The organism is Ruegeria sp. BB5, from assembly GCF_056539405.1.
Genome location: NZ_JBQFUX010000010.1, coordinates 121,263 through 142,977, shown reverse-complemented (window position 1 = coordinate 142,977; position 21,715 = coordinate 121,263). Strand labels below are relative to the sequence as shown.

Genomic DNA, 21,715 nt, shown 5'->3' with positions numbered 1-21,715 from the left:
TCGGGGCGCCCAGACGCGCCCCGACTCTGACCGCCAAAAGACGGCCTATTGGAAGGATTTCAAGTGACACCGCAAACTCTTGCACAACGTGCCTACGCGCAGACCGCCCCGACCCGCACCCCGCGCGATACCGAGTACGAGGCGATTTCGAAGATCACGCATCGGCTCAAGGTTGCGGCGGCCCGACGCAAAACCGATTTCGGAGGGTTCGTTCACGCGCTACACGAAAATCGTCGCTTGTGGACCGTTCTGGCAACTGGCGTGTCCGACTCGGACAACGCGCTGCCCAATGAATTGCGCGCGCGAATCTTCTATCTGGCAGAATTCACCGAGCAACACAGCAGTCAGGTTCTGGGCAATAAGGCGACCGTTGAGCCGCTGCTTGAGATCAATATGGCCGTCCTGCGCGGCCTGCGTCAGATGGGTGCTACCTGATGGGGGGGCTGGTTCTGAAACTGGCACCGAAAGAGAGGGTGCTGATAAACGGCGTGGTTGTCGAAAACGGAGATCGCCGCAGCCGCTTTTCAATCATGACGCCGGACGCAAATGTCCTGCGCCTGCGCGATGCCATTCATCCGGATGAGGTGACTACCCCGGTGCGGCGGGTGTGTTATGCCGCCCAGCTTGTCTTGTCCGGCGATATGGAGCCTGAGCGGGCGCGGCAACAGCTTTTGCGGCGGGTTGAAGAGTTGAGCCAGGTCTTCACCGATGCCGACAGTCGTCGTGTTCTGTCCGAAGCTACTGAGGCTTTACTGGCCGAACAGTATTACAAATGCCTGAAATCCCTGCGGGCGCTGTTGCCGCGTGAAGAACGGTTGATGGCGTATCAGCAATGACATTCCGGCCTGTCATCCCCTCTGATGGTATTGTCGGCTGGCGTTTTTTGCAGCGTACCTATGATACGCAGTTCGAAAGCTTTTCGGCCTCGCCAGTCAATGAACGAGAGACAAAGTACTTTCTGAGCAATATCGGCAAGGTACAGACGGCTGAGGAATTGGTTTCGGATAGGCGGTTGCTGCAAGTGGCGCTGGGCGCCTTCGGGTTAGAGGATGACATCAACAATCGCTATTTCGTCCAGAAAATTCTGTCCGATGGGACAAGCGCCGAGGATGCATTGTCCAACCGTCTGGCCGATAAGCGGTATCGGGAGTTTTCCGAAGCCTTCGGCCTGGGTCCGGGCGAGGTGCGCAGAACGGGTTTGACCACCTTTATGGAAGCAATTGCGCAGGACAATGTCGTGTCTCGGTTCGAAATCGCTGTGGGTGAGAGCGATGAGACGATGCGCATATCGCTTTATACGCAACATACCTTGGCGGATCTGGCCGCGCAGGACAGCAGTTCGGACACTAAGTGGTTCGATCTGATGGGGCAACCGCCGCTGAGAAGCATGATGGAGACGGCGCTGGGGCTGCCATCAAGTTTCGCGCAGTTGGACATCGACAGGCAGCTTGAGGTTTTCAAGGATAGATTGTCGGGCCTGACTGGATCAGACGATCTGGCCCAATTTACCGACGAGGCGTCGGTGGCCCGGCTGACAGACCAATATCTTGCACGCAGCCAGATTGCACAGCTGCAAAACACGATTTCCCCTGCTCAAACGGCGCTGATTTTGCTGGGGGCGTAACCTAGGCGCGACACAGATAACTATTCGAAAACTCAGGCGTTCAACACGGCATCCGCCGAAGTTCTGAGTGCAAATGCGGTCACTGGCTGGGACACATTGTGCAGCTTGACCTCGCCCAATGACAAAGCATCCGCGCATGCAGGCTGAATATCGGCCGAGACGACAATGCGCTGACCGATCGTTTTGCTGTATTCCCCCAACCGGGCCGCGACATTTGCGGCCTGTCCGATGACTGTGAAATCCAGCCGTTCGCGCGATCCGACATTGCCATATGTGACCCGACCATAGGCAACCCCGATCGAGCAATCACAATGAACGTCTGAGCCAGATTGGCGCAACTCACCAAGTTTTTCGACAATTTCAACGGCTGAGCGTTGCGCGTTTCGGCGCGCGACCATGGAATCTTCACCCTCGGGAAAGACTGCCAGAACAGCGTCACCGATGAACTTCAATACTTCGCCGCCATTGTTATGCACGATATCGGACACGGTTTCGAAAAAGTCGTTCAGCACGTTGATATAGGCGGTACGACCAAGCTGCTCTTCCAGGCTGGTCGAATTGCGCAGGTCGCAGAACATAATGGCCGCATCAATCTCATCCCCGTCGCCGCGCCGGATTTCACCGCCCAGCACCCGCGCGCCCGAGCGTTTGCCGACATAAGTCTCAAGCAACACCTGTGCGTTCTCGCGCTGCATGAAAACTTCGTAAAAGCGGGCAATGACAGATGAGCACTCGAACACCAACCCGAGGTTTTCTGTTGTAAACCCGTCAGGATGATCGCAGGTCAGGGTCAGGACATTTGTCCGCCCGTCCGAGAACGGCAATGGCATGGCGACGTAATCGGTGGCACCCTTGGCCCGCAGGTCCTCCATAATCGGGAAGCTGTTGTGGGGGTTATCGTCGTTCAACCGCTGGCGCACACCGCCCAGCCCGTTCGAGACGTGACGCAGGGGGCTGTTGATATAGGCCGGGTGATCGTGGATTTCATACGTGGGCACGTTGGTCGAAATCTCGGCCTCACCTTTTTCCCAGATATAATGCTTGCCCGCGATCAGCGGATGCAGAGACCAGGCCAGAATGCTGAGCCGTTGAATGGCGATGCCGTGTTCCAACATCTTTTCGGCCAATGCCTTGGTGAAGGCTTCCGGCGTGCTGAGGTTGGATGCACCACGCATCAGCCAATCAATCAGAGGGCCGCTGATATTGCCATCCTCGGTATCTCGCAGTTGGTTTTCGCCCAAGTCGACCCGTGTATAGGCCGAGGGCATAAACCCGACATAGCCCTGAATGGCGGCGCTTTCAGGCAGTGCTTCTTCATAGGCCCAGACTGAGTTGGTCAGCCGTTGCCCATCCAGAATGACATCGTGATAGGTCGCCGTTCCCTTGAATGGGCAAAACGTCTGCAACTCGGTTTCTGCACCAAGATCGACACAGACATCTGCGCGCGGGACGTAAATTGTGGCCGGCAGCCGCGTTTCATACATGACTTTCGCGTCGGTGCTTTCGGCCAACAGGGTGTCATCCCGATAGATCGCGATCCGACCTTTCAGCGATTCGACCGATATCCCATAGCCTGTAGTCGGCGGTGTGGTATGGACGTTCATCATCAGTTTCCCTGACCCGCTTGGTAATAGGATGGGCCTTTGGGGCAAGCATTCCAAGGGGGATAACTGGCATTTTATCACACATACCTTGTGCGATGCGGCAAAGTCAGACCATCTGAATCACATCTTTTTCGATCGACAGCATATAGCCTTTTTTGGCGATATTCTTGACCAGCAACTCACTGACCATCTGATTGCCCAAGGCATCGCGCAGCCGTTTGATCCGTGTGGCACCTGCAGCCTCGTCACAATCGGCGGTGTTTTTGCCCGAGATCATCGACTCGATTTGAACGCCGGACAGGACCTCGTCGTCCAGCCGGGATTCGGCCAGCACCGACAAGGTCTCCATTGCCGCGGGTGTCAGTTTGAAATCCATGTTGTTCAGATAGACGGTATTTTCCTCGCGGCTGATCAGTAGCGAGGTGACCTGAATGCCGGTGCGTTCGATTTGTGCCATTCGCCGGTTCAACAACACCAGCATCACCAGAAACACCAGCGCCGTTACCAACATAGCAGTGGCAAAAACCAGCAACACGAAAATCACCATTCGGTAGCTGGACAGTGTATCGGCAAAAGCGGTGCCCGATTGCGCCAATATCTCAAGCAGGCGAATCTCGGTTTGCGAGGTCAGATCGCTTTCGATGAACAATCGTTCGACCCGGGCATTAAAGGCATTAGCATCGGGCAGGGTCCAGAATAAAAAGATGGCCGCTGTTACCAGAATCACCACGATCGCCGCGATGCCCGCGCCGACCAGTCTGACACCGGATCGGCGGGCCTCAGTAACGGAGATAGAATTTTCCGGCATTGGCCTTCCTTTTATCCAACCCTTCCGGCCCGAACACGGACATGACGTTCAGCAGGGTCCAGCCCGACCCCTTGAGGCGTTGGGCGACTTCTTTTTTAGCCTGCCCTTTGCCGCAAGCCGATACCTGCATGACGCCGTAGTGCAGGCGCAGTGGATTGTCCTGCTTGGCCTTGTAGTCGGCATAGCAATCGGCCGCCGAAGCGGTGGTGCCAAGCGATATCAGGGCCAACAGGGCCAGAGAAGAGAGGATCTGTTTCATAGGCCGCATCCTGCGCATGTGTTGGCACGATATTCAATAACCCAAGGGGTTTCGCGGGCCTGATATCGGATAACACCGGCCCGTTATTGCCTGTCTGAACGAGGCGCGGCCAGTGTCGGGTCATCAGCACACGGCCCGCCACCGGGTCACCTCAAGACTACTGAAGGACAAGCACCATGCATAAGAAATTCATTGCCCTGATCGTGGCCTCGGCAGTTGCCATCACCGGTATTTCCGCGTCTCAGGCGCGGGCCGCGGATGTCGAGGATATTCTTGGCGGGCTTGCAGCCATTGCGCTGATTGGCGCCGCTGTGAAGCATTTCGACGACAAGAGCAAAAAGAACAACGTGACGCACAACTACAATCACATATATAAGGCGCCCCAGAAACACGTACACACCCGGCCAAAGCACCGGCCACATCATGTACGCCCGCTGCCTCCGCGTGTTGCGCGTTACAGCCTGCCGCAACGATGCTTGCGCACGTTCAAAGGGTATTCGCCCAATCAACGACTGTTGGGGCAGACCTGTCTGGGCAAGCATTACAAATACAGCAATAGCCTGCCTAACCAGTGCAAGGTCAGGTTCTGGAATGGCAAAAAGGTCAAGCGGGCATACCACCCCGGTTGTCTGCGCCAGAAAGGATACCGCGTTAGTTACAAGTAACGGTTTTCGAGCAGGAGCGGCGCCACAGAAGCGCTGTGCGGGAGAGGGCGGCGCAAGCTGCTCTCTCCTTTTTTCTTGCGGTGGGTGGCAAAACGCGGTTTTCCGGGGGTATGACGACTCCGGATTATGAAATTGAGAAGGCCGCAGCGGCGCAAGGATATCTGCGGATCGCTGGCGTAGACGAGGTTGGGCGCGGACCGCTGGCCGGACCGGTGGTTGCCGCAGCCGTGATTCTGAACCCCAGTGATATTCCCGACGGGCTGAACGATTCCAAAAAGCTGACGGCGAAACGGCGCGCCGCGTTAGAGGCAGCCCTGCGTGAGAAGGCCGAGATCGCAATTGCCGAAGCGTCAGTGGCCGAGATTGACGAACACAATATCTTGCGGGCCTCACATCTGGCGATGGAGCGCGCGGTGGCAGCGCTGGACCCGCCGCCTGATTACCTGCTGATCGATGGGAACATGATTCCACGAGGCCTGACGATCCCCGCGAGGGCGGTGGTCAAAGGCGATGCGCATTCTGTGTCGATTGCGGCGGCTTCGATCGTCGCCAAAAACTGGCGTGATCAACTGATGGTGGATTTGGCGCAACAGCATCCGGGCTACGGATGGGAGACAAACGCCGGTTATCCGTCGAAACAACACAAGGACGCGCTGCAAAATCTTGGTGTGACCCCACACCATAGACGTTCCTTCAAGCCGGTACACAATATCTTGTATCAAGAGTAAATCGTAAGTCGCTGATTCAAAAAAGAAATTGACGGCGAATCGACTTTGACTCATCCTTGTCTCAACCAAATGAGCGCAAAAGCGCCGTGGATACTTGAGGCAGTACAAATGACAACAACCACTAAAAAGGGCGCAAAAGCGCTCCCTTTAAACACGATTCTATCCGGGGACTGCATCGATGTGATGAACAGTCTGCCCGAGGCATCGGTGGACCTGATTTTCGCGGATCCGCCCTATAATCTGCAGTTGAAGGGTCAATTGCACCGCCCCGATAACAGCCAGGTAGATGCGGTTGACGATCATTGGGATCAATTCTCCAGCTTTGCCGTTTATGACCAATTCACCCGCGAATGGCTGAAGGCAGCGCGTCGTCTGCTTAAGCCAAATGGCGCGATCTGGGTGATTGGATCTTACCACAATATCTTCCGTGTGGGTTCGGCCCTGCAGGACGCGGGCTATTGGATTTTAAACGACGTCGTGTGGCGCAAATCCAATCCGATGCCGAACTTCCGCGGCAAACGCTTTACCAACGCGCATGAGACGATGATCTGGGCGTCGAAACGCGAAGGGGCGAAATACACGTTCAACTATGAAGCCCTAAAGGCGCTGAACGAGGGCGTTCAGATGCGCAGTGACTGGGTACTGCCGATCTGCACCGGGCACGAGCGCCTGAAGGATGAAAACGGCGACAAGGCGCATCCGACGCAGAAACCTGAATCGCTGTTGCACCGTGTGCTGATCGGCTCGACCAATCCGGGCGACGTGATCCTTGATCCGTTCTTCGGTACCGGAACCACAGGTGCAGTTGCCAAGATGCTGGGACGCGAATTCATCGGCATCGAGCGCGAGGAAAGCTATCGCAAGGTCGCTGAAAAGCGCATCTCGAAGGTCCGTAAGTTCGACCGTGAGGCGCTGGAGGTCAGCGCCAGCAAACGTGCCGAGCCGCGCGTGCCCTTCGGCCAACTGGTCGAACGTGGGATGCTGCGCCCGGGTGAAGAACTGTATTCCATGAACCAGCGCCACAAGGCCAAGGTCCGTGCCGACGGCACGCTGGTGGGCAACAACGTCAAGGGCTCGATCCACCAAGTGGGGGCGCAGCTGGAAAACGCGCCGTCCTGTAACGGCTGGACCTACTGGTGCTTCAAACGCGACGGCAAAACGGTGCCGATTGACGTGTTGCGTCAGCAGATCCGGGCCGAGATGAACTGATTTTACCAACACCGCCGGTGCCTGTGGCCTGACACAAGGCACTAAGCCTTGCCCCGCCGATCTCGGCGGGGTCTTTTGTTTTTCAACATCTGGTTTCGAAACGGGCCTTCTGTATCCTGCGGTGCAGTGAAGGAGCTTGTGCAATGTCGGATACCACAGCCAGCGAGTCCCGCTTTGACCGGTTCTTTGTGACCCGCCCGGACAATTTCGATCTAGAAAACAAATATACCGAAGCCGCGATGGAACGACACAAGCGCGAGGGGCTTGAACTTGCGGTCCGCGCTCGCTGGATCGCGATGGCGCTGACTGGTGTGCTGCTGATCTACCTGAATCCGCAATGGGAAGTGCTGTGGTATCACTTCATCTTGCTGCTGATCTGCGCCAACGGCTGGTTTATCCGGCGGGCGGGCCGTGTGGGGCAATCGCGGACCGAGCTGCTTTTGATCTTTGTGGACCTGCTGATCATGACACTGGGGATGATTGTGCCCAACCCGTTCAGCGACGATGTCCGACCGTTGGCGATGCAGTACCGGTTCGACAATTTCCAGTATTTCTTCATCATTCTGGCGGCCGGTACGTTGGCCTATTCCTGGCGTACGGTGATTGCGATCGGGTCATGGACAGCAGGGGTCTGGACGGCTGGATGGATCATCGCCTGGTGGGTCGCAACCCCGATGCCCGGTCTCAGCGAGCGTGTGGCTGAGGCATTGGCTGGCTATCCCGATGTGGCAGAATTGCTGGACCCCAACAGCTTTATGCCAGCGCAGCGTATTCAACAGGTGATCGTGTTCATGATGGTGGCGGTGACATTGGGCGTGTCGATGCGGCGGCTCAATCGGTTGCTGATGTCAAATGCGGGGTTGGAGCGCGAAAGGGCAAACCTGTCGCGGTATTTCTCACCGAACGTGGTGGATGAGCTGAGCCAGAATGATGAGCCGCTGAAGCAGGTGCGCAAAGAGCAAATTGCCGTCCTGTTCATCGATATCGTGGGGTTCACCAGATATGCCGCCGGGCGCGACCCTTACGAAGTGATCGAGGTTCTGCGCGGCTTTCACGCACGGATGGAGGCCGAAGTGTTCCGCCATCACGGAACGCTGGACAAATACCTGGGTGACGGGTTGATGGCCACGTTTGGGACGCCGGTGCCGACACCGCAGGATGCGAGTAATGCAGTGGCCTGCGCGCGCGGGATGATCGATGTGATTGACCGTTGGAACGTGGAACGCCGCCGTACGGGCGAGCCTGAGATACGTGTGGGGATCGGGGTCCATTTCGGCGCGGTCGTTCTGGGGGATATCGGCGCCAACCGTTTGGAATTTGCGGTGATAGGGGATGCGGTGAATGTGGCCGCGAAGCTTGAGGCGCAGACCCGCGAATTTCAGGCAAAAGTCATCATGAGCGACGCAGTTCGGAGCCGTTTGGAGGAAGAAGGCCGCAACGTATCCGAGCTGATGGCGGGGTTTGCGAAACACGAAAATCGTGCGGTCCGGGGGGTGGAGGCCCCGATGGATGTATGGGTGATGACCGGGTGAGGGCTCCCGCCGATCAACCATGCATCGAAGATGCAAGGCGGATCGTTGGGCCGGGCAGCCCGCTGACGCGTGCTGCGGTCAGGCACGTGGCAGCGGGTTTTGCAATTTGTTATAGGACGTCCAGTCCGTAACTTCGGGATAGTATTGGCGCCGCCAAGCGCGGACGCGTGGGTTCATGATGCGACGCCACAGCGGTGGGATCATCGCGGCGACCGTCATCACCGGATAGCCGTAGGGCAATTGCGGGGCCGCGTCCTCGGGGTGGTGTTGCAACAGTGGAAAGCGGCGGTTGGGTTTATAGTGGTGGTCCGAGTGGCGCTGCAAATTGATAAGCAGCCAGTTCGACGCTTTCTGTGACGCATTCCATGAGTGGCGTGGTTGGACATGCTCATACTTGCCTGCGCCCAGATGTTTGCGCGTCAGGCCATAATGTTCGACGTAATTAACCAATTCTAGCTGCCAGATGGCGACGCCCGCTTGGATCAGGAACAGTGCGAGCCCCGAGAGACCTCCGATCACGAAGGCCAATACCAGCATTGCACCTTGTAATGCCCAGTAGCGCCAGAACGGGTTGGAGAGGTCACTCCACGGGCGGTCTTTACGGGCCAGTTTTTCGCGTTCAGCCCGCAAGGCCGAGAACAGGCATTGTTTCAGCACCCGCGGATAAAACCGATGAAACCCCTCGTTATAGCGGGCCGTCACCGGGTCGCGGGGCGTACCGACATAGCGGTGATGCACCAGCAAATGTTCAGAGCGGAAATGTGAATACAGCACCATCGCCAGAAGGATATCGCCCAACCAGCGTTCGACTCGGCCTTTTTGGTGCATCAACTCGTGGCTGTAGTTGATGCCGATCGTGCCCGAGATTACTCCCATTCCGAAGAACAGCCCAACCTTAGCCAAGGTTGACAGGTGGTCGGTATGCGTGGCGTACCAGATCAGCCCATAAAGGGTCAGGAATTGCACCGGAACCCAGGCTTTTGTCAGCAGGATGTACCAGTGCAACACCGAGTCGGGGGTATCGGGGCTGGCATTGGTCAGATCCAGCCCGGTGAGCCGGTCGAGCAACGCAAAGGCCCACCATGTGGAAAGTGGCACCAGCAAGACCAACCAACCGCCGGCCATTGCGGTGAACCAGATCAGCGGGATCAGCAGGAATGAGATCCAGAACGGCAGGGCCGATTGCCAATGGGGTAAGGTATCTGTTGCGGTCATTGGGTGGCTCCGGATGACTGCGCGCACATTAGCCACAGTCCGGCGGGACAGACAATGGGTTACCGGTTGCGCCAGAGGTCATATGCTTTGCGCATCACGGTCGGCAGGTCGCTGGGGCGGAAAGTGTGTTTTTCCAAAACGATCAGATCATCAAGGGTCGTTTCCGTCGGCAACGTAGCTGTCCAGACACACAGGATCAGGTGAAAATGGGTGAAGGTGTGGCGCACCTCACCTGCTAAAGCTTGCCAGTCAGCGGAAAAGGGAGGGGAGTCTGCTGGCGCATCTGACCAAACTGACCCCGGCCAGCCCAGCATGCCGCCCAGCAACCCTTTGTCGGGGCGCCGCTCCAGCAGCAGGGCTCCATCCGTACGCTGAGCGATATAGACATGGCCATACCGCGTGGGTTTCGGCTTTTTCGGTGTCTTGCGCGGCAGGTCGGGCTGGGTTCCGGCCGCACGGGCTTGACAAGGGTCGCGCAGGGGGCAGATGCCACAGGCCGGAGATTTCGGGGTACAGATCGTGGCCCCCAGATCCATCACGGCCTGTGCATAATCTCCGGGTCGCAGGTCGGGCGTTAGCGCAGCGGCTTTTTCTTTCAACAGGGGTTTCGAGCCTGGCAGAGGGTCGTGAATGTCATACAGACGCGCCATGACCCGTTCGACATTGCCATCCAGAACCGTCTCGGGCCGGTCAAAAGCGATGGCCGAGATGGCGGCGGCCGTATAGGGGCCGATGCCGGGCAGTTTCAGCAGGGCGTCATAGGTATCGGGAAAAACGCCGCCATGTTCATTGGCCACCGCGCGCGCGCATTTCAGCAGGTTGCGGGCACGGGCGTAATAGCCCAGCCCGGCCCATTCGCCCATGACTTGATCATCCGGTGCGGCCGCCAGTGTCTGAACCGTAGGCCAGCGCGCGGTGAATCGCGTAAAATAATCTCGGACAGCGGCCACGGTGGTCTGTTGCAACATCACTTCGGACAACCAGACCCGGTAGGGGTCGGGTATCATGCCCGCCGCCCGGTCGGCTGGACTAACACGCCACGGCATCGTGCGAGCGTGGCGGTCGTACCAGGCCAGTAACGCACCGCTCAGGTCATATTGAATGGTGTCACGCAAGTTTTATCTATCTCTCTGTCGGGTTTCGCTGGCGTCCGATATCATGCCCTTTACAATAGCGGCGCAGGAGTTGGAAACCAGATGCAGCGCAGACGTTCTTCGACCCGCGGGTTCAAACGCACCGCGACATTGCTGAACGGCCAGATCAGACGCGCCGGGGAAAGCCGGGGCTTTGCCGTTTCGCGTCTGCTGACCCATTGGGCCGAGATCGTTGGCCAGGATATGGCCGCCATCGCGCGACCGGTGAATGTGGGCTATGGCAAGGGCGGGATCGGCGCGACGCTGACGGTGCTGACTACTGGCCCGCAGGCTCCGATGCTTGAAATGCAAAAGGAACAGCTGCGCGGCAAGGTGAATGCTGTTTATGGCTATAACGCCATCAGCCGGGTGCGTATCACCCAGACCGCGCCGATAGGATTTGCCGAGGGGCAGGCTAGCTTCGATCACAAACCGAAAGCGGCGAAACCCAAAATCGATCCCGAAATCGTGGCTGAGGCGGACCGGACCGCGCGCGACGTCAATGACGGTGATCTGCGCGCGGCCCTTGAACGTCTGGGCCGCAACGTATTATCCAAGCAAAAACGCTGAGAAAGGGCTGAGAAATGAGCCGTATTGCAACCGGAATCTGCGCGGCCGTAGCTATCGCCGCTGGCGGCTATTGGCTGTCGAATTCCTCTACTTCGTATCCGATGATTGGCAGTGCCGAGGCGCAAGAGGCCGATATTGACACCTCGACCATCGTTGAGATGGTGCAGGGGGCAGAAGATGCGCCGGTCGAGATCATCGAATATGCATCCTATACCTGCCCGCATTGCGCCAACTTCCATACGGGGGCGTATAAGCAGCTGAAGAAGGATTTCATCGACACCGGTAAGGTCAAGTTCATCTACCGCGAGGTGTATTTCGACAAATATGGCCTGTGGGCTTCGATGGTCGCGCGTTGCGACGGCCCCGATAAGTTCTTTGGCATTTCCGACCTGATCTATGAAGGTCAGTCCGAATGGACCCGCGCAGGTGGTCCAGCTGAAATCGTGGACGAGTTGCGCAAGATCGGGCGTCTGGCTGGTATTGACAATGACCAGCTTGAAGCCTGCCTGCAGGACGGCACCCGCGCGCAGACACTGGTGGCCTGGTATCAGGAAAACGCCGAACGTGACGGTGTTCAATCCACGCCTTCGTTCGTTGTGAATGGCAAGAAGGTCGACAACCAATCTTATGCCGATTTCAAGAAGCTGATCGAAGAAGAACTGGGCAGCTGATTGCCTGTTGCGACCGGTTCTGCACGGACCGGTCGCACTTTACGGCGACGGGGCGATTTGCAGCAGCATCTGCCGCACCTTGTCGGCCTCATTCACATTCAAACGCACGGGCAGGGTGATGACCTTGCTGCGAAACACCGGTGGCAGGCGCACGGCGTCTTTTTCTGTTGTCACCATTTGCGCGCCCAGCAGGCGGGCCTCGTTCTCTAACCGGGTCATAAGGGCAGGGGTCAGCGGTTGGTGATCGTCCAGTGCCTCGGCCCGCAAGAGTGTCGCGCCCTGTTGGCGCAAGGTGGCAAAGAACTTTTCAGGATGGCCGATCCCTGCAAAGGCCAGAACCGGCGTATCTGCCCAATCCATACCGGTTTGCAGGGGCTCAACCGCGCCGGTGGCGTGGGGAGCGGTCAATTTCGCCCCCCAGCGATCGGTAAATTGCGACTGCGCGTCGGTATCACCCAGCGACAGTACCAGATCGGCGCGTTGCAATCCGGTTTCAACAGGTTCACGTAAAGGCCCGGCAGGCAGACACAGTCCATTGCCGAATCCGCGCGCCGCATCGACCACGATGACCGAGAAGTCCTTGGCGACCGAGGGGTTCTGAAACCCGTCGTCCAGCAGGATCACACTGGCCCCGGCTTCGGCCGCCGCGCGCGCGCCAGCGGCGCGGTCCTTGGCCACCCAGACCTCGGCAAAGGCGGCCAGCAACAGGGGTTCATCCCCGACTTGCGCGGCGGTGTGTTTGGATGGGTCAACCTGCACGGGCCCTTCTAACGAACCTCCATGGCCACGCGTCACCACATGCGTTTCGTGCCAGGCGTCGCGCAATTGCTCGATCATCCAGATTACGGTTGGGGTTTTGCCGGTGCCGCCTGCGTTCAGGTTGCCGATGCAGATGACAGGAATGCCGGGTTTCATCCCGGACTCGGACGCCACCCGCCGGGCGGTTGCGGCGGCATAAATGCGTCCCAGCGGCGCCAGCAATTTTGCGCGCATATCCAGCCGGTCGGGGGCGGTATTCCAGAAATCAGGTGCTCGCATCAACCCGCACTCCGCTGATCCAGGCAATCCTGCACCATATCGATCAGGTGATCCGCTTGTGGTGCGCCTTCGGATACGATCTGCCATCCGGCCAGCGCCATATCTGCAGCTCGGTCAGGCGATAGCAGCTCGACCACGGCGTCGCCCAGTTCGGTTGCGGATCTGACCATGCGGGCAGCCCCGGCCCGATCCAGTTGATCGTACATCTGCTGATGACGATGCACAAACGGGCCGTGGATGACGGACGACCCAAGGGCAACGGCAACAAGTGGATCGCGCCCACCCGCGTCGCGCTCTAGCGAACTGCCCATGAATGTGACTGGCGAGATCCGGTGCCACAGGCCCAGATCTTCGGAGTGGGCGGACAGGATAACCTGCGTGTTGTCTTCGATCTGACCGCTGGTGTCCCAATTGGTACAACGCAGATCCATAGTCTCAAGGCGGTTTTGCAGTGGTTCTGCCTCGGCGGTGTCTGCCACATGCAGCACCAGTGTCAGCCGGGGCAACATCCGCAATGCCTGGCGATGGGCACTAAGGATCGAGATGAACTCTTTGTCCCGCACACATGCTGCCAACCAGACCGGACGCCCCGCCAGTGCGTGATTGGTTTCGATCAGTTCATCCTCGGGCCAGGGCTGCGGGTTCGGGCTGACATACAATGGTGGAGAATCGGTGACTTTGCCCGACGTTATGCCAAGACGACGGATTGTCCGGGTGGTTTCCGAATTCGTGGTCAGGATGGTTTTGAAACAGTCTAAAGTAAAACGGGTGATGTCCGGCAGCCACCGGGCGCCGCGCGCGATCTTTATATCGACCCGTGCTTCGATCAGGATCAGGGGAATACCGCGCTCTTCGGCGCGCGTGATAATATTGGGCATCAGCCCGCCCCCGACCCACAGGCCGATTTCGGGGTGCCAATGGTCCAGAAACGCGCGTGCTGCCCCCGCTTGTTCCGAGGGCAGGTTCACCAGCGGGTAGTCTCCTTGCTCCCAAAGGCTCAGGTCGGCTTCGGCGGGCACTGTCAGCAGCACATGCAAAGTGGGTCGAACCTGCTGCAGCCTATGGCAGAAATCTACGACCGCGCGCTGGCGATCCTGCGCGTTGATATGGACCCATAGCAACTCGCCCTCAGGGCGCTGGATCTCGGGTTGGCTGCTCGGGTTGGACACGCCCCAGGACAGAACCCGATAGGCTGCCAGGCTGAGGGATCGCGGTCGGCTCATAGGCGGATTCCGGTGCTGCCTGGGTCAAGCTGTGCGTGCAGGGTGTCATGAATGGGCGTGCCGGCCGCGATCACGCCGTTCAGGCGCGGATGGGCGTTGTTGAACCGCAAGGGTTGCGCCAACCGGTCGGAACAGCGGCCGCCAGCCTCGCGGATAAGCAGGTCGCCCGCGGCGATATCCCATTCCCAACTGGGCCGCAGCGTCAGCATCCCGTCGAAACGCCCTTGTCCGACCAGCGCCATTCGATAGGCCAGTGACGGGCGATAGACCCGTTCAAAGTCAGGCACCTGACCCTGCCGCCAATGGTGTGGCTTCATATTGGGTTTGGCCGCCAATATTTGCGCCGTGTCCAGCGTCGTGACGCCCGAGACGCGGATCGCCGCCCCATTCAGAAACGCGCCTTGTCCTTTGGCCGCAGTATACAGCAGATCGCGCAGGGGCAGGTAAATTACAGCCGCAATCACTTCGCCCTGTTCTGCAATGGCCAGTGAGTGTGCCCAGGTGCGCGATCCTTCGGCAAAGCTGCGAGTGCCGTCGATCGGATCGATGATGAACACCCGGTCCTTCGTCAGCCGGTCAGTGGAATCCTCGGTTTCTTCGCTCAGCCAGCCATAGCATGGCCGGGCGGCGGGCAGGCGCTGTTCCAGCATGGCGTTGACGGCCAGATCGGCCTCGGTCACCGGTCCGGCGCCGTCGGGTTTATCCCAGCGCTGCGCCGTTGTGCCCGAGTATCGGGTGGCGATCTTTCCGGCCTCTAATGCGGCGTCGATCAAAAGTTGCAGGTCAGCTGCCGGCAAGTGTCATTCCTTCGATCAGCACCGACGGAACCACCCGCGACAGATACGGGCGCGCGTCGTTTGCCGGGATGATCCGTTTCAACATATCGCGCAGGTTGCCCGCGATGGTACATTCGTTGACCGGATGCGTGATCTCTCCGTTCTCGACCCAGAACCCTGATGCACCGCGTGAATAGTCACCCGTGTTTGGGTTGATGGTCGAGCCGATCATAGATGTCACCAGCAGCCCGGTGCCCATGTCACGCAGCAGGTCCTGGCGGCTGTGTGTGCCTTGGGTCAGGCTCAGGTTCCAGTTGCTGGGCGAAGGTGGCCCCGACACGCCGCGCGTGGCGTTACCGGTAGAGGTCATGTCCAGCTTGCGCGCGCTGGACAGATCAAGCGTCCAGCCGGTCAGCACGCCGTTTTCGACAATGGCGCGCCGCTGCGTTGGCAGTCCTTCGGCGTCGAAGGGGCGCGAGCCCGCGATGCGTGGGCGGTGCGGGTCTTCGATCAGCGACAGGTGGTCAGGTAACACCTGTTCGCCCAGACAGTCCTTAAGCCAAGACGCGCCCCGCGCGATAGCCGCACCATTGCTGGCCCCCAGCAGGTGACCGATCAGCGAGGATGAGATGCGTTCGTCAAACAGCACCGGAAATGTGCCGGTGGCGGGTTTCTGAGCCCCGACCAGCGCCACAGCACGTTCACCTGCGGTGCGGCCAATTTCCTCGGGGCTGCGCAGGTCGCTTTGAAAGGTGCGGCTGTCGCCGTCATAGTCGCGCTCCATCCCGGTACCTTCGCCCGAGATCGCCACGCATGAGGTCGAGCGGCTGCTGCGGGCATAGCCACCGGAAAAACCGTTGGTTGCTGCCAGATGTACACGGTGCGTGCCATAAGCCGCCGCTGCATCGGATACTTGCGATACGCCGTGAACCGCCAGTGCCGTAGCTTCGGCTGCCAGCGCGTCATGCAGCAGGTCTTCGGCCGCTGGTTCCGGGGTGGGGTCGAACAATTCCAATGCGGGTAGATCCCAATCCGTGGCCAACTGCGCCGCATCGGCCAGCCCGGTGAACGGATCTTCGGGGGCTTCGCGGGCCATGGCCACAGCGCGCTCGGCCATCGCGGTCAAGGTTTCCGGGCGGCTGTCAGAGCTGGACACGATCGCCTGCCGCTGCCCCAGGAACACCCGCAGACCAAGGTCAGTACCCTCGGACCTTTCGGCATGTTCCAGCGCCCCGCTCCGCACTTCGACTGAAATCGAAGAGCCATCGATCACAATAGCATCCGCCGCGTCGGCCCCGGCATTGCGGGCCGCGTCAATCAAGGATTGGCTGATGTCTTCTGGTGTAAGGGTCATGCGGCCTCCGGTTGTATTGTATTGGACCTAGCCTTGGACCGCCCGTCCCGCAAGACCTCTGGGCAGATAGATCACAGGTCAGACCGCTTAGTTTGGCCCAAATTCAGATGGGGCAGCCGAAGGGTTTACATTTCCCTATAAACTTTCATTAGTTGGGACGCATTACAGATTTCCGGGTGACGATCACAACAGATTGAAACTTTCACCCGGGCAAGCGAAGGCAAATAGGAGAGCTTGGTTTGGCTCAGTTTTTTGTTGTCGATTTTGATGAACCTCATGTCGTCGCAGCGGGCAAAGGTTCAAGCAATGTTATCAGTCATTTCACAAGGGTTCTGTCTAAGCTGCAAGTCCCTGCCGAAATATTGCCTTTCAAGGAACTGATTGAACGTGGGCCGACAACCGATCCTAAAAGCTATGTCTTATTGCATTACAACGAGCTTTTCGTCGTTAAGCACCAAAAGGTAGACTGGCTGCGCGCGCGTGAGGCAGAGCTTGTGGCGCTGGGTCATAAAATCCTGCATTCCGTTGAGCATGGACGTGTCATTGGCCACAAAATCCGCCAGAATAAAGTTCTGACAGCCGCAGGCGTTCCTATGCCCAGATTGATTGAGGCAGGCGATAGTTTCGACACCGCTTTTTCTAACGAAGTGTCAAACGCGCATGTTCCTATTCAACTCGTCCGTGACAACAAGGATCTGGATTCCACACGGTACAATACCGACTATGTCAATTGCCGCCATGAATACAAAGATAAGCCCTGGCACATATCCATTCGTGCTATGGCAGTAGGTGAGCAGGTTCTATTTTCGTGGGTAAGGGCCGGAGAAGGTCTTAATGTTCGAACCCGGGGTACGCCGGTCGACGCTGAAATGCTGACGTATTTTCACAAGGTGCTGATCAAACCCAATATTGACCAAATTCGCAAAATTGCAAAAGGCGTCAAGGACGCTGTGGGGGTCGGGCTTTATGCGCATGACATACTTCCATGTGCGGAAACCGGAAACTTTTTCCTATGCGAAACAAACTTCAAGTTCCATGAAGGAATGTACCGGTTTCGTATGCAGAGCATTGCAAAGGAATTGCCCACACCTGCGTATTTTGAAGGTCGAAAGGTCGGGCGGCGTATCGCCCGCGCCTTGGTTCATGAGCTGGACTTAAAGGCTTAAAGCGGGCGGCGGGCAAAGCTCTGGCTATACCAAACCTTGCCCGACCAACATCACTTGATGCGCTGACCGTTAGCCAGTATCTGGCCATCTTCCGTGAACTCGATTTTCGAGTTCAGCGTATCCGGTTCGTCGCCGGGTACGGCCATCAGGCCCATCATCATCCGCGCACCCATCGCGTCGCTTTCGCCGATCACGCCCATGGTGATCAGCGTGTCGATCAATGCGTTGGCGCCCGCCAGCTGAAGGTTCGCCACGCCGGCCGGGGTCGGCAGCCCGTCGAACTCCTCGGTGCTGGAATTGTCGAAAGTAAAGTCCGCGTCACCCGTCAATTTAGCTCCGACCATTGAGACCAGCAATTCGTTGATCTTCAGCGAGTTCAGCTCACCCGGTGCTTCGCCAGATGTTTCCAGAGCCTCGATGGCGGCCGGATCGAAGAAGTTCGTCAGGATTTTTGCGGTTCCGGTGGCGTCCAGCGCGATCGTTGCCGGGTCGCGCGGCAGGGCTCCTGCCGGGTCGAAGATGCTCCACAACACGTCCGACATGGTGAAATCGGTTACGTTGACCGACAGTCCAAAGGGCTGCTCTTCTTCGGATTGCTGCACCGGGAATTCGAACCCAAACCCTGTCTCGGCCATTGCCATCTCGATTGGGAACGGCAGCTCGGCCGTAGTCACGGCGAGGTTTGTGCTGTTTTGTTCGACATCATAAGCCAGACGCTGATCATCCAAGCTGGCGCCGAACCGGCCACCTTCGGATTGGGTGGCCATCGAAAAAGCCTGACCTTCGCTCGTCCCTTCAATCGCGGTCTGACCCGAAGCGTAAGTGAATAGACCCGAGAATGAGACCCCGCCGTTGAAGAAGGATTGCGGATCAGTGCCGTCGAAATCTTCGGGGATCACGCTGGTGCCTTCGAAGGTCAAATGGTTCATCGACCCGTTGATCTTGCCATCATCTGACCCTTCGGGATCGGTGAATCCCAGATCATAGGTCAGCCCGGCTGCGGTCATTTTCTGGTCCACTGTGCGGGTTTCGCCGATCTTCATCCGCGAATCTCCTGACAAGTCGGTCAGTTTGAAATCCATGGCCAGCATGTCGTTGGGCAGGGTCTCATCCTCGACCTGTACGCCACCCAGTTTCAGACCAAGTGTGGGCGCGGAATAGTCATAAGTCATATCGTCCGGTTGGCCCGAAACGACCATCTCAAGCCCGGTATGGTAGTACTCGATATCAACGGAAAACGCCTCGCCCTCTTCCTCACCGGACAGGGTCATGGGAAAGCTTTCGGGGAAACCGATGCTGACTGTGCCGTCACCATTTTCAGTCAGGGTCATCTGCGGGACGGTCATTTTGAACGATCCGTCCGTGTCCGGCGAAGACAAGGCAACATTCATATCGGTGATCGTGGTCACCCCGCCCGAGATGGATTGTTCCGCCGAAACCGTATAGCCCATCTGGGACAGGTAGGCCTGCCAATCATCCCAAACCTGCTGGGCGGTGACATCGGCGAACGCGCCCTGAGTGACAACGGCATAGGCCAGAACTGCGCCGCTGCTGCGGCGGAGGAAAGCGGACATTTGAGAACCCTTCTTGATCAAATTTGCCGGCATCGTCGTGCCTGAGACCGCAGGCGTCAAGGGGCAAGGGCTGGACCCTTTCCCCGTTGGCACGGTAAAGATTCACACAATCTAAAAACAACGGAGGTACAGGGTCCATATGCAGGGTAAAACCGTACTGATAACAGGGGCCAGTCGTGGCATCGGGGCCGAGGCGGGGCGCGTATTTGCCGCAGCGGGGGCAAATGTCGCGCTAGTGGCCCGTAACCTCGACCAGATTGATGCGCTGGCTGCTGCATTGGGTGACAATGCTATCGCGCTGCAATGCGATGTCAGCGATTTTGCGCAGGTCGAACAGGCCGTTGCGGATTGTATCGACCGTTTTGGCGGGCTGGACGTTTTGATCGGCAACGCGGGTGTCATTGATCCGATCTTTCACTTGTCCAATGCCGATGTCGCCGCGTGGAGCCAGGCAATCGACATCAACCTCAAAGGTGTCTTCTACGGAATGCGCGCCGCGTTACCGGTTATGCGCGCGGCGGGCGGGGGCACGGTGATCACGGTTTCTTCGGGCGCGGCGACAAACCCGATCGAGGCGTGGAGCCACTACTGCGCCTCGAAAGCCGGGGCTAAAATGCTGACCGAATGCCTGCATCTTGAAAATTCAATGCACGGCATTCGTGCTATGGGCCTGTCGCCGGGCACCGTGGCCACGGATATGCAGCGGGTGATCAAGGCGAGCGGCATCAATGCCGTTAGCCAGCTGGATTGGGATGATCACATTCCCGCCGATTGGCCTGCACGGGCATTGCTGTGGATGTGTTCGACGGATGCAGATGAGTTTCTGGGCTCAGAAATCTCGCTGCGACGCGAAGATATCCGGCAAAGGGTAGGGCTGACGTGATCAAACTAACCAAGAAGGACGGGTTGTGGACGGTCACACTCAACAACCCGCAAAAGGCCAATGCACTGACCGAGGCGATGCTGAGTGAACTGGTTGAGATCGCCGAAGCTGCTAATGAGGCGCGGGCCCTGATCCTGACAGGTGAGGGTAAGGTGTTCAGCGCCGGGGCCGATCTGGATGAGGTCCGTGCGGGACTGGCGACCTCGGATCTGTGGGAGAGGTTGTCTCGCGCCATCGCGGCCTTGCCGTGTCTGACGGTGGCTGCTTTGAACGGGACGCTGGCGGGCGGTGCCAACGGGATGGTGCTGGCCTGTGACCTCCGAATCGCAGTGCCGCAGGCCAAGTTCTTTTATCCGGTGATGAAGCTGGGGTTTCTGCCGCAACCCTCGGACCCCGTGCGTATGGCTGCCCTGATCGGGCCATCACGCACCAAGATGATTCTGATGGCCGGTCAAAAGATCACGGCAGAGGAAGCGTACGGTTTCGGTCTGGTCGACCGGGTTGTCGACCCTGATCAACTGATGCCAACGGTGCATGACCTGGTGGCAGACAGCCTGGCCGCAGATCCCCGAATTGCCGCTGGAATTGCAAGGATGTGCCAATGAAACTGTCCGCCGTGCTGCTGCGTGTTGCCGACCCCAAGCAACTGACTGATTTTTATACGGATGTTCTGGGTATGACGGCGCGTGCGCAGGGGGCGAATTATCGCATTGGCTATGGTGGGCAGGACGCGGACCTGCTGCTGATGCCGGGTGGGGGCGGATATGCCCACGATGGTGGACAGCGGTATTGGAAGATCGGTATTACCGTGCCCGATGTTGACCTGGCCGTTTCTCATCTGCGTGAAAAAGGCGTCGAGGTCTCGGAGCCGAAACAGTTCCGCGACATCGGCTATATGTGCCACCTGAAAGACCCCGAAGGGTTTGTGATCGAGCTGCTGCAACACGACTTTCAGGGCAACCGTTCTGACAACGCAGCCGACCCTGCCGCACCATTCGCCAAAGCCTGCATCGGCCAGATCACCTTGCGGACAGGGGACATAGCCGCCGAGGATGCGTTCTGCCGGGCGCAAGGCATGCGACTGCTTTCAGTGCAGGATGTGGCCCAATACGGGTTCGACCTGCATTTCTATGCCTTCACCGATGATGTGCCGCCTAATCCGGACCTTTGGTCCGTTGAGAACCGCGAATGGCTTTGGAAACGTCCCTATACCACGCTGGAATTCCAGCACATCGCCGGGGCGCAGTTTGCGCCGGCACCGGACTATCGAGGGTTAGAGGTTCAGGGGCTGTCGACGTCCCTGAGGGATGCTTTTGGTGATCCGGTGCGGCCTGGCTGATCAGCGCCCACGTCGCTTGCCTGGAACTTTCGACCGAAATCCGGGTGGTCGTTTGCGCACCCAGATCAGGAATTTCTCCAGACGCGGGTGGGTGCGCAGAGCCTCGACCGTATTGAACGCGCGGGCCAATTCACCCTCGGTCAGGGTGGCGTGGATCTCTTTGTGGCAAATCACATGCAGCAAAACCGTGGGTCCGCCCTTGCCCCCTTTGAGTTTTGGGATCAGATGGTGCAGGCTGCCGCCCCCATCCGGGATGGGGCGGTCACAGAGCGGGCAGATCGGATCGCTGTCTGACATGGCAGGTACAGATTTGCGCTGGATAGCGTGAAAGGCAAGGGGACGGA

General features: G+C 58.4%; 24 protein-coding genes. 13 read left to right on the top strand and 11 right to left on the bottom strand.

Annotated elements, in window-relative coordinates; all coding sequences use genetic code 11:
• Positions 1-63: 63 nt before the first annotated feature.
• From flaF to ACR0DL_RS18755, 3 genes are read left to right on the top strand one after another with little or no spacing between them, the layout of a single operon-like run.
• On the top strand, positions 64-435 hold the full coding sequence (gene flaF / locus ACR0DL_RS18765) for a flagellar biosynthesis regulator FlaF (protein WP_170398159.1): 372 nt from the start codon (positions 64-66) through the stop codon (positions 433-435).
• Positions 435-836, top strand: coding sequence for a flagellar biosynthesis repressor FlbT (flbT, locus tag ACR0DL_RS18760; protein ID WP_170362374.1), 402 nt, complete (start codon positions 435-437; stop codon positions 834-836). The genes flaF and flbT overlap by 1 nt, the downstream gene beginning before the upstream one ends.
• Complete coding sequence (locus ACR0DL_RS18755) at positions 833-1,624, top strand: DUF1217 domain-containing protein (RefSeq protein WP_480690721.1); 792 nt, start codon at positions 833-835, stop codon at positions 1,622-1,624. The genes flbT and ACR0DL_RS18755 overlap by 4 nt, the downstream gene beginning before the upstream one ends.
• A gap of 32 nt (positions 1,625-1,656) precedes the next feature.
• Here ACR0DL_RS18755 and ACR0DL_RS18750 read toward each other — a convergent pair whose 3' ends face one another.
• From ACR0DL_RS18750 to ACR0DL_RS18740, 3 genes are all read right to left on the bottom strand, one after another.
• Positions 1,657-3,228 carry a DUF427 domain-containing protein gene (locus ACR0DL_RS18750; RefSeq protein WP_480690753.1) on the bottom strand — a complete coding sequence of 524 codons (1,572 nt, stop codon included), beginning with the start codon at positions 3,226-3,228 and terminating at the stop codon, positions 1,657-1,659.
• Between the two features lie 106 nt (positions 3,229-3,334).
• Entirely contained in the window at positions 3,335-4,036 is a 702-nt protein-coding gene (locus ACR0DL_RS18745; RefSeq protein ID WP_480690719.1) for a winged helix-turn-helix domain-containing protein, read from the bottom strand.
• Positions 4,008-4,295: a hypothetical protein gene (locus ACR0DL_RS18740; protein WP_170362372.1), complete on the bottom strand. Its 288-nt coding sequence runs from the start codon at positions 4,293-4,295 to the stop codon at positions 4,008-4,010. Before ACR0DL_RS18740 ends, ACR0DL_RS18745 begins: the two co-directional genes overlap by 29 nt.
• A 176-nt stretch (positions 4,296-4,471) precedes the next feature.
• Between ACR0DL_RS18740 and ACR0DL_RS18735 the strand changes: the two genes are divergently transcribed.
• From ACR0DL_RS18735 to ACR0DL_RS18720, 4 genes are all read left to right on the top strand, one after another.
• Positions 4,472-4,960: a hypothetical protein gene (locus tag ACR0DL_RS18735; RefSeq protein ID WP_170362371.1), complete on the top strand. Its 489-nt coding sequence runs from the start codon at positions 4,472-4,474 to the stop codon at positions 4,958-4,960.
• 110 nt (positions 4,961-5,070) lie between these two features.
• Positions 5,071-5,688, top strand: coding sequence for a ribonuclease HII (locus ACR0DL_RS18730; protein ID WP_425081788.1), 618 nt, complete (start codon positions 5,071-5,073; stop codon positions 5,686-5,688).
• A 108-nt stretch (positions 5,689-5,796) separates the two neighbouring features.
• Complete coding sequence (locus tag ACR0DL_RS18725) at positions 5,797-6,897, top strand: site-specific DNA-methyltransferase (protein ID WP_170362369.1); 1,101 nt, start codon at positions 5,797-5,799, stop codon at positions 6,895-6,897.
• Positions 6,898-7,040: 143 nt separating this feature from the next.
• Entirely contained in the window at positions 7,041-8,429 is a 1,389-nt protein-coding gene (locus tag ACR0DL_RS18720; RefSeq protein WP_480638141.1) for an adenylate/guanylate cyclase domain-containing protein, read from the top strand.
• A 78-nt stretch (positions 8,430-8,507) separates the two neighbouring features.
• On the opposite strand, the gene ACR0DL_RS18715 is transcribed toward ACR0DL_RS18720, so the two are convergent.
• A complete protein-coding gene (locus ACR0DL_RS18715) occupies positions 8,508-9,644 on the bottom strand; it encodes an alkane 1-monooxygenase (protein WP_480690716.1) in 1,137 nt (378 codons plus the stop codon).
• 59 nt (positions 9,645-9,703) lie between these two features.
• Positions 9,704-10,759 (bottom strand): A/G-specific adenine glycosylase, encoded by a 1,056-nt coding sequence (mutY, locus tag ACR0DL_RS18710; protein ID WP_480690714.1) that lies wholly within the window; start codon positions 10,757-10,759, stop codon positions 9,704-9,706.
• A gap of 81 nt (positions 10,760-10,840) precedes the next feature.
• Between mutY and ACR0DL_RS18705 the strand changes: the two genes are divergently transcribed.
• Positions 10,841-11,347 carry a DUF721 domain-containing protein gene (locus ACR0DL_RS18705; protein WP_480690712.1) on the top strand — a complete coding sequence of 169 codons (507 nt, stop codon included), beginning with the start codon at positions 10,841-10,843 and terminating at the stop codon, positions 11,345-11,347.
• Positions 11,348-11,361: 14 nt separating this feature from the next.
• A complete protein-coding gene (locus ACR0DL_RS18700) occupies positions 11,362-12,018 on the top strand; it encodes a DsbA family protein (protein ID WP_170378256.1) in 657 nt (218 codons plus the stop codon).
• Positions 12,019-12,057: 39 nt separating this feature from the next.
• Here the strand turns inward: ACR0DL_RS18700 and lpxK are convergent, their stop codons facing one another.
• From lpxK to ACR0DL_RS18680, 4 genes are read right to left on the bottom strand one after another with little or no spacing between them, the layout of a single operon-like run.
• Complete coding sequence (gene lpxK / locus ACR0DL_RS18695) at positions 12,058-13,056, bottom strand: tetraacyldisaccharide 4'-kinase (RefSeq protein WP_480690710.1); 999 nt, start codon at positions 13,054-13,056, stop codon at positions 12,058-12,060.
• Positions 13,056-14,279, bottom strand: a complete 1,224-nt coding sequence (locus ACR0DL_RS18690; RefSeq protein WP_480690708.1) for a 3-deoxy-D-manno-octulosonic acid transferase — start codon at positions 14,277-14,279, stop codon at positions 13,056-13,058. The genes lpxK and ACR0DL_RS18690 overlap by 1 nt, the downstream gene beginning before the upstream one ends.
• Positions 14,276-15,076 carry an inositol monophosphatase family protein gene (locus ACR0DL_RS18685; RefSeq protein WP_480690706.1) on the bottom strand — a complete coding sequence of 267 codons (801 nt, stop codon included), beginning with the start codon at positions 15,074-15,076 and terminating at the stop codon, positions 14,276-14,278. The genes ACR0DL_RS18690 and ACR0DL_RS18685 overlap by 4 nt, the downstream gene beginning before the upstream one ends.
• Complete coding sequence (locus ACR0DL_RS18680) at positions 15,063-16,409, bottom strand: TldD/PmbA family protein (RefSeq protein ID WP_480690704.1); 1,347 nt, start codon at positions 16,407-16,409, stop codon at positions 15,063-15,065. The genes ACR0DL_RS18685 and ACR0DL_RS18680 overlap by 14 nt, the downstream gene beginning before the upstream one ends.
• Positions 16,410-16,648: 239 nt before the next feature.
• On the opposite strand from ACR0DL_RS18680, the gene ACR0DL_RS18675 reads away from it, so the two are divergent.
• Complete coding sequence (locus tag ACR0DL_RS18675) at positions 16,649-17,575, top strand: hypothetical protein (protein WP_480690702.1); 927 nt, start codon at positions 16,649-16,651, stop codon at positions 17,573-17,575.
• A 50-nt stretch (positions 17,576-17,625) separates the two neighbouring features.
• On the opposite strand, the gene ACR0DL_RS18670 is transcribed toward ACR0DL_RS18675, so the two are convergent.
• Positions 17,626-19,149, bottom strand: a complete 1,524-nt coding sequence (locus tag ACR0DL_RS18670) for a DUF2125 domain-containing protein (RefSeq protein ID WP_480690700.1) — start codon at positions 19,147-19,149, stop codon at positions 17,626-17,628.
• Between the two features lie 139 nt (positions 19,150-19,288).
• On the opposite strand from ACR0DL_RS18670, the gene ACR0DL_RS18665 reads away from it, so the two are divergent.
• Genes ACR0DL_RS18665 through ACR0DL_RS18655 form a run of 3 tightly spaced genes read left to right on the top strand, consistent with a single transcriptional unit; the run spans position 19,289 to position 21,371 of the window.
• Positions 19,289-20,032 carry an SDR family oxidoreductase gene (locus tag ACR0DL_RS18665; RefSeq protein ID WP_170351063.1) on the top strand — a complete coding sequence of 248 codons (744 nt, stop codon included), beginning with the start codon at positions 19,289-19,291 and terminating at the stop codon, positions 20,030-20,032.
• The gene (locus ACR0DL_RS18660) at positions 20,029-20,637 is read left to right on the top strand and encodes an enoyl-CoA hydratase/isomerase family protein (protein WP_480690698.1); all 609 of its coding nucleotides are present in this window, start codon (positions 20,029-20,031) and stop codon (positions 20,635-20,637) included. The genes ACR0DL_RS18665 and ACR0DL_RS18660 overlap by 4 nt, the downstream gene beginning before the upstream one ends.
• Complete coding sequence (locus tag ACR0DL_RS18655; RefSeq protein ID WP_170553159.1) at positions 20,634-21,371, top strand: VOC family protein; 738 nt, start codon at positions 20,634-20,636, stop codon at positions 21,369-21,371. The genes ACR0DL_RS18660 and ACR0DL_RS18655 overlap by 4 nt, the downstream gene beginning before the upstream one ends.
• On the opposite strand, the gene ACR0DL_RS18650 is transcribed toward ACR0DL_RS18655, so the two are convergent.
• Complete coding sequence (locus ACR0DL_RS18650) at positions 21,372-21,668, bottom strand: HNH endonuclease (protein WP_170553156.1); 297 nt, start codon at positions 21,666-21,668, stop codon at positions 21,372-21,374.
• Between the last annotated feature and the right edge of the window lie 47 nt (positions 21,669-21,715).

Excerpts from the sequence above, each read along its gene's own strand:
- ACR0DL_RS18720 (WP_480638141.1), top strand. The coding sequence starts at position 7,041 with ATGTCGGATACCACAGCCAGCGAGTCCCGCTTTGACCGGTTCTTTGTG.
- ACR0DL_RS18745 (WP_480690719.1), bottom strand. The coding sequence starts at position 4,036 with ATGCCGGAAAATTCTATCTCCGTTACTGAGGCCCGCCGATCCGGTGTC.
- ACR0DL_RS18690 (WP_480690708.1), bottom strand. The coding sequence starts at position 14,279 with ATGAGCCGACCGCGATCCCTCAGCCTGGCAGCCTATCGGGTTCTGTCC.
- flbT (WP_170362374.1), top strand. The coding sequence starts at position 435 with ATGGGGGGGCTGGTTCTGAAACTGGCACCGAAAGAGAGGGTGCTGATA.
- ACR0DL_RS18665 (WP_170351063.1), top strand. The coding sequence starts at position 19,289 with ATGCAGGGTAAAACCGTACTGATAACAGGGGCCAGTCGTGGCATCGGG.
- ACR0DL_RS18655 (WP_170553159.1), top strand. The coding sequence starts at position 20,634 with ATGAAACTGTCCGCCGTGCTGCTGCGTGTTGCCGACCCCAAGCAACTG.
- ACR0DL_RS18725 (WP_170362369.1), top strand. The coding sequence starts at position 5,797 with ATGACAACAACCACTAAAAAGGGCGCAAAAGCGCTCCCTTTAAACACG.
- ACR0DL_RS18755 (WP_480690721.1), top strand. The coding sequence starts at position 833 with ATGACATTCCGGCCTGTCATCCCCTCTGATGGTATTGTCGGCTGGCGT.
- ACR0DL_RS18735 (WP_170362371.1), top strand. The coding sequence starts at position 4,472 with ATGCATAAGAAATTCATTGCCCTGATCGTGGCCTCGGCAGTTGCCATC.
- ACR0DL_RS18700 (WP_170378256.1), top strand. The coding sequence starts at position 11,362 with ATGAGCCGTATTGCAACCGGAATCTGCGCGGCCGTAGCTATCGCCGCT.
- ACR0DL_RS18705 (WP_480690712.1), top strand. The coding sequence starts at position 10,841 with ATGCAGCGCAGACGTTCTTCGACCCGCGGGTTCAAACGCACCGCGACA.
- ACR0DL_RS18750 (WP_480690753.1), bottom strand. The coding sequence starts at position 3,228 with ATGAACGTCCATACCACACCGCCGACTACAGGCTATGGGATATCGGTC.
- ACR0DL_RS18680 (WP_480690704.1), bottom strand. The coding sequence starts at position 16,409 with ATGACCCTTACACCAGAAGACATCAGCCAATCCTTGATTGACGCGGCC.
- lpxK (WP_480690710.1), bottom strand. The coding sequence starts at position 13,056 with ATGCGAGCACCTGATTTCTGGAATACCGCCCCCGACCGGCTGGATATG.
- ACR0DL_RS18740 (WP_170362372.1), bottom strand. The coding sequence starts at position 4,295 with ATGAAACAGATCCTCTCTTCTCTGGCCCTGTTGGCCCTGATATCGCTT.
- ACR0DL_RS18650 (WP_170553156.1), bottom strand. The coding sequence starts at position 21,668 with ATGTCAGACAGCGATCCGATCTGCCCGCTCTGTGACCGCCCCATCCCG.
- ACR0DL_RS18715 (WP_480690716.1), bottom strand. The coding sequence starts at position 9,644 with ATGACCGCAACAGATACCTTACCCCATTGGCAATCGGCCCTGCCGTTC.
- ACR0DL_RS18730 (WP_425081788.1), top strand. The coding sequence starts at position 5,071 with ATGACGACTCCGGATTATGAAATTGAGAAGGCCGCAGCGGCGCAAGGA.
- ACR0DL_RS18670 (WP_480690700.1), bottom strand. The coding sequence starts at position 19,149 with ATGTCCGCTTTCCTCCGCCGCAGCAGCGGCGCAGTTCTGGCCTATGCC.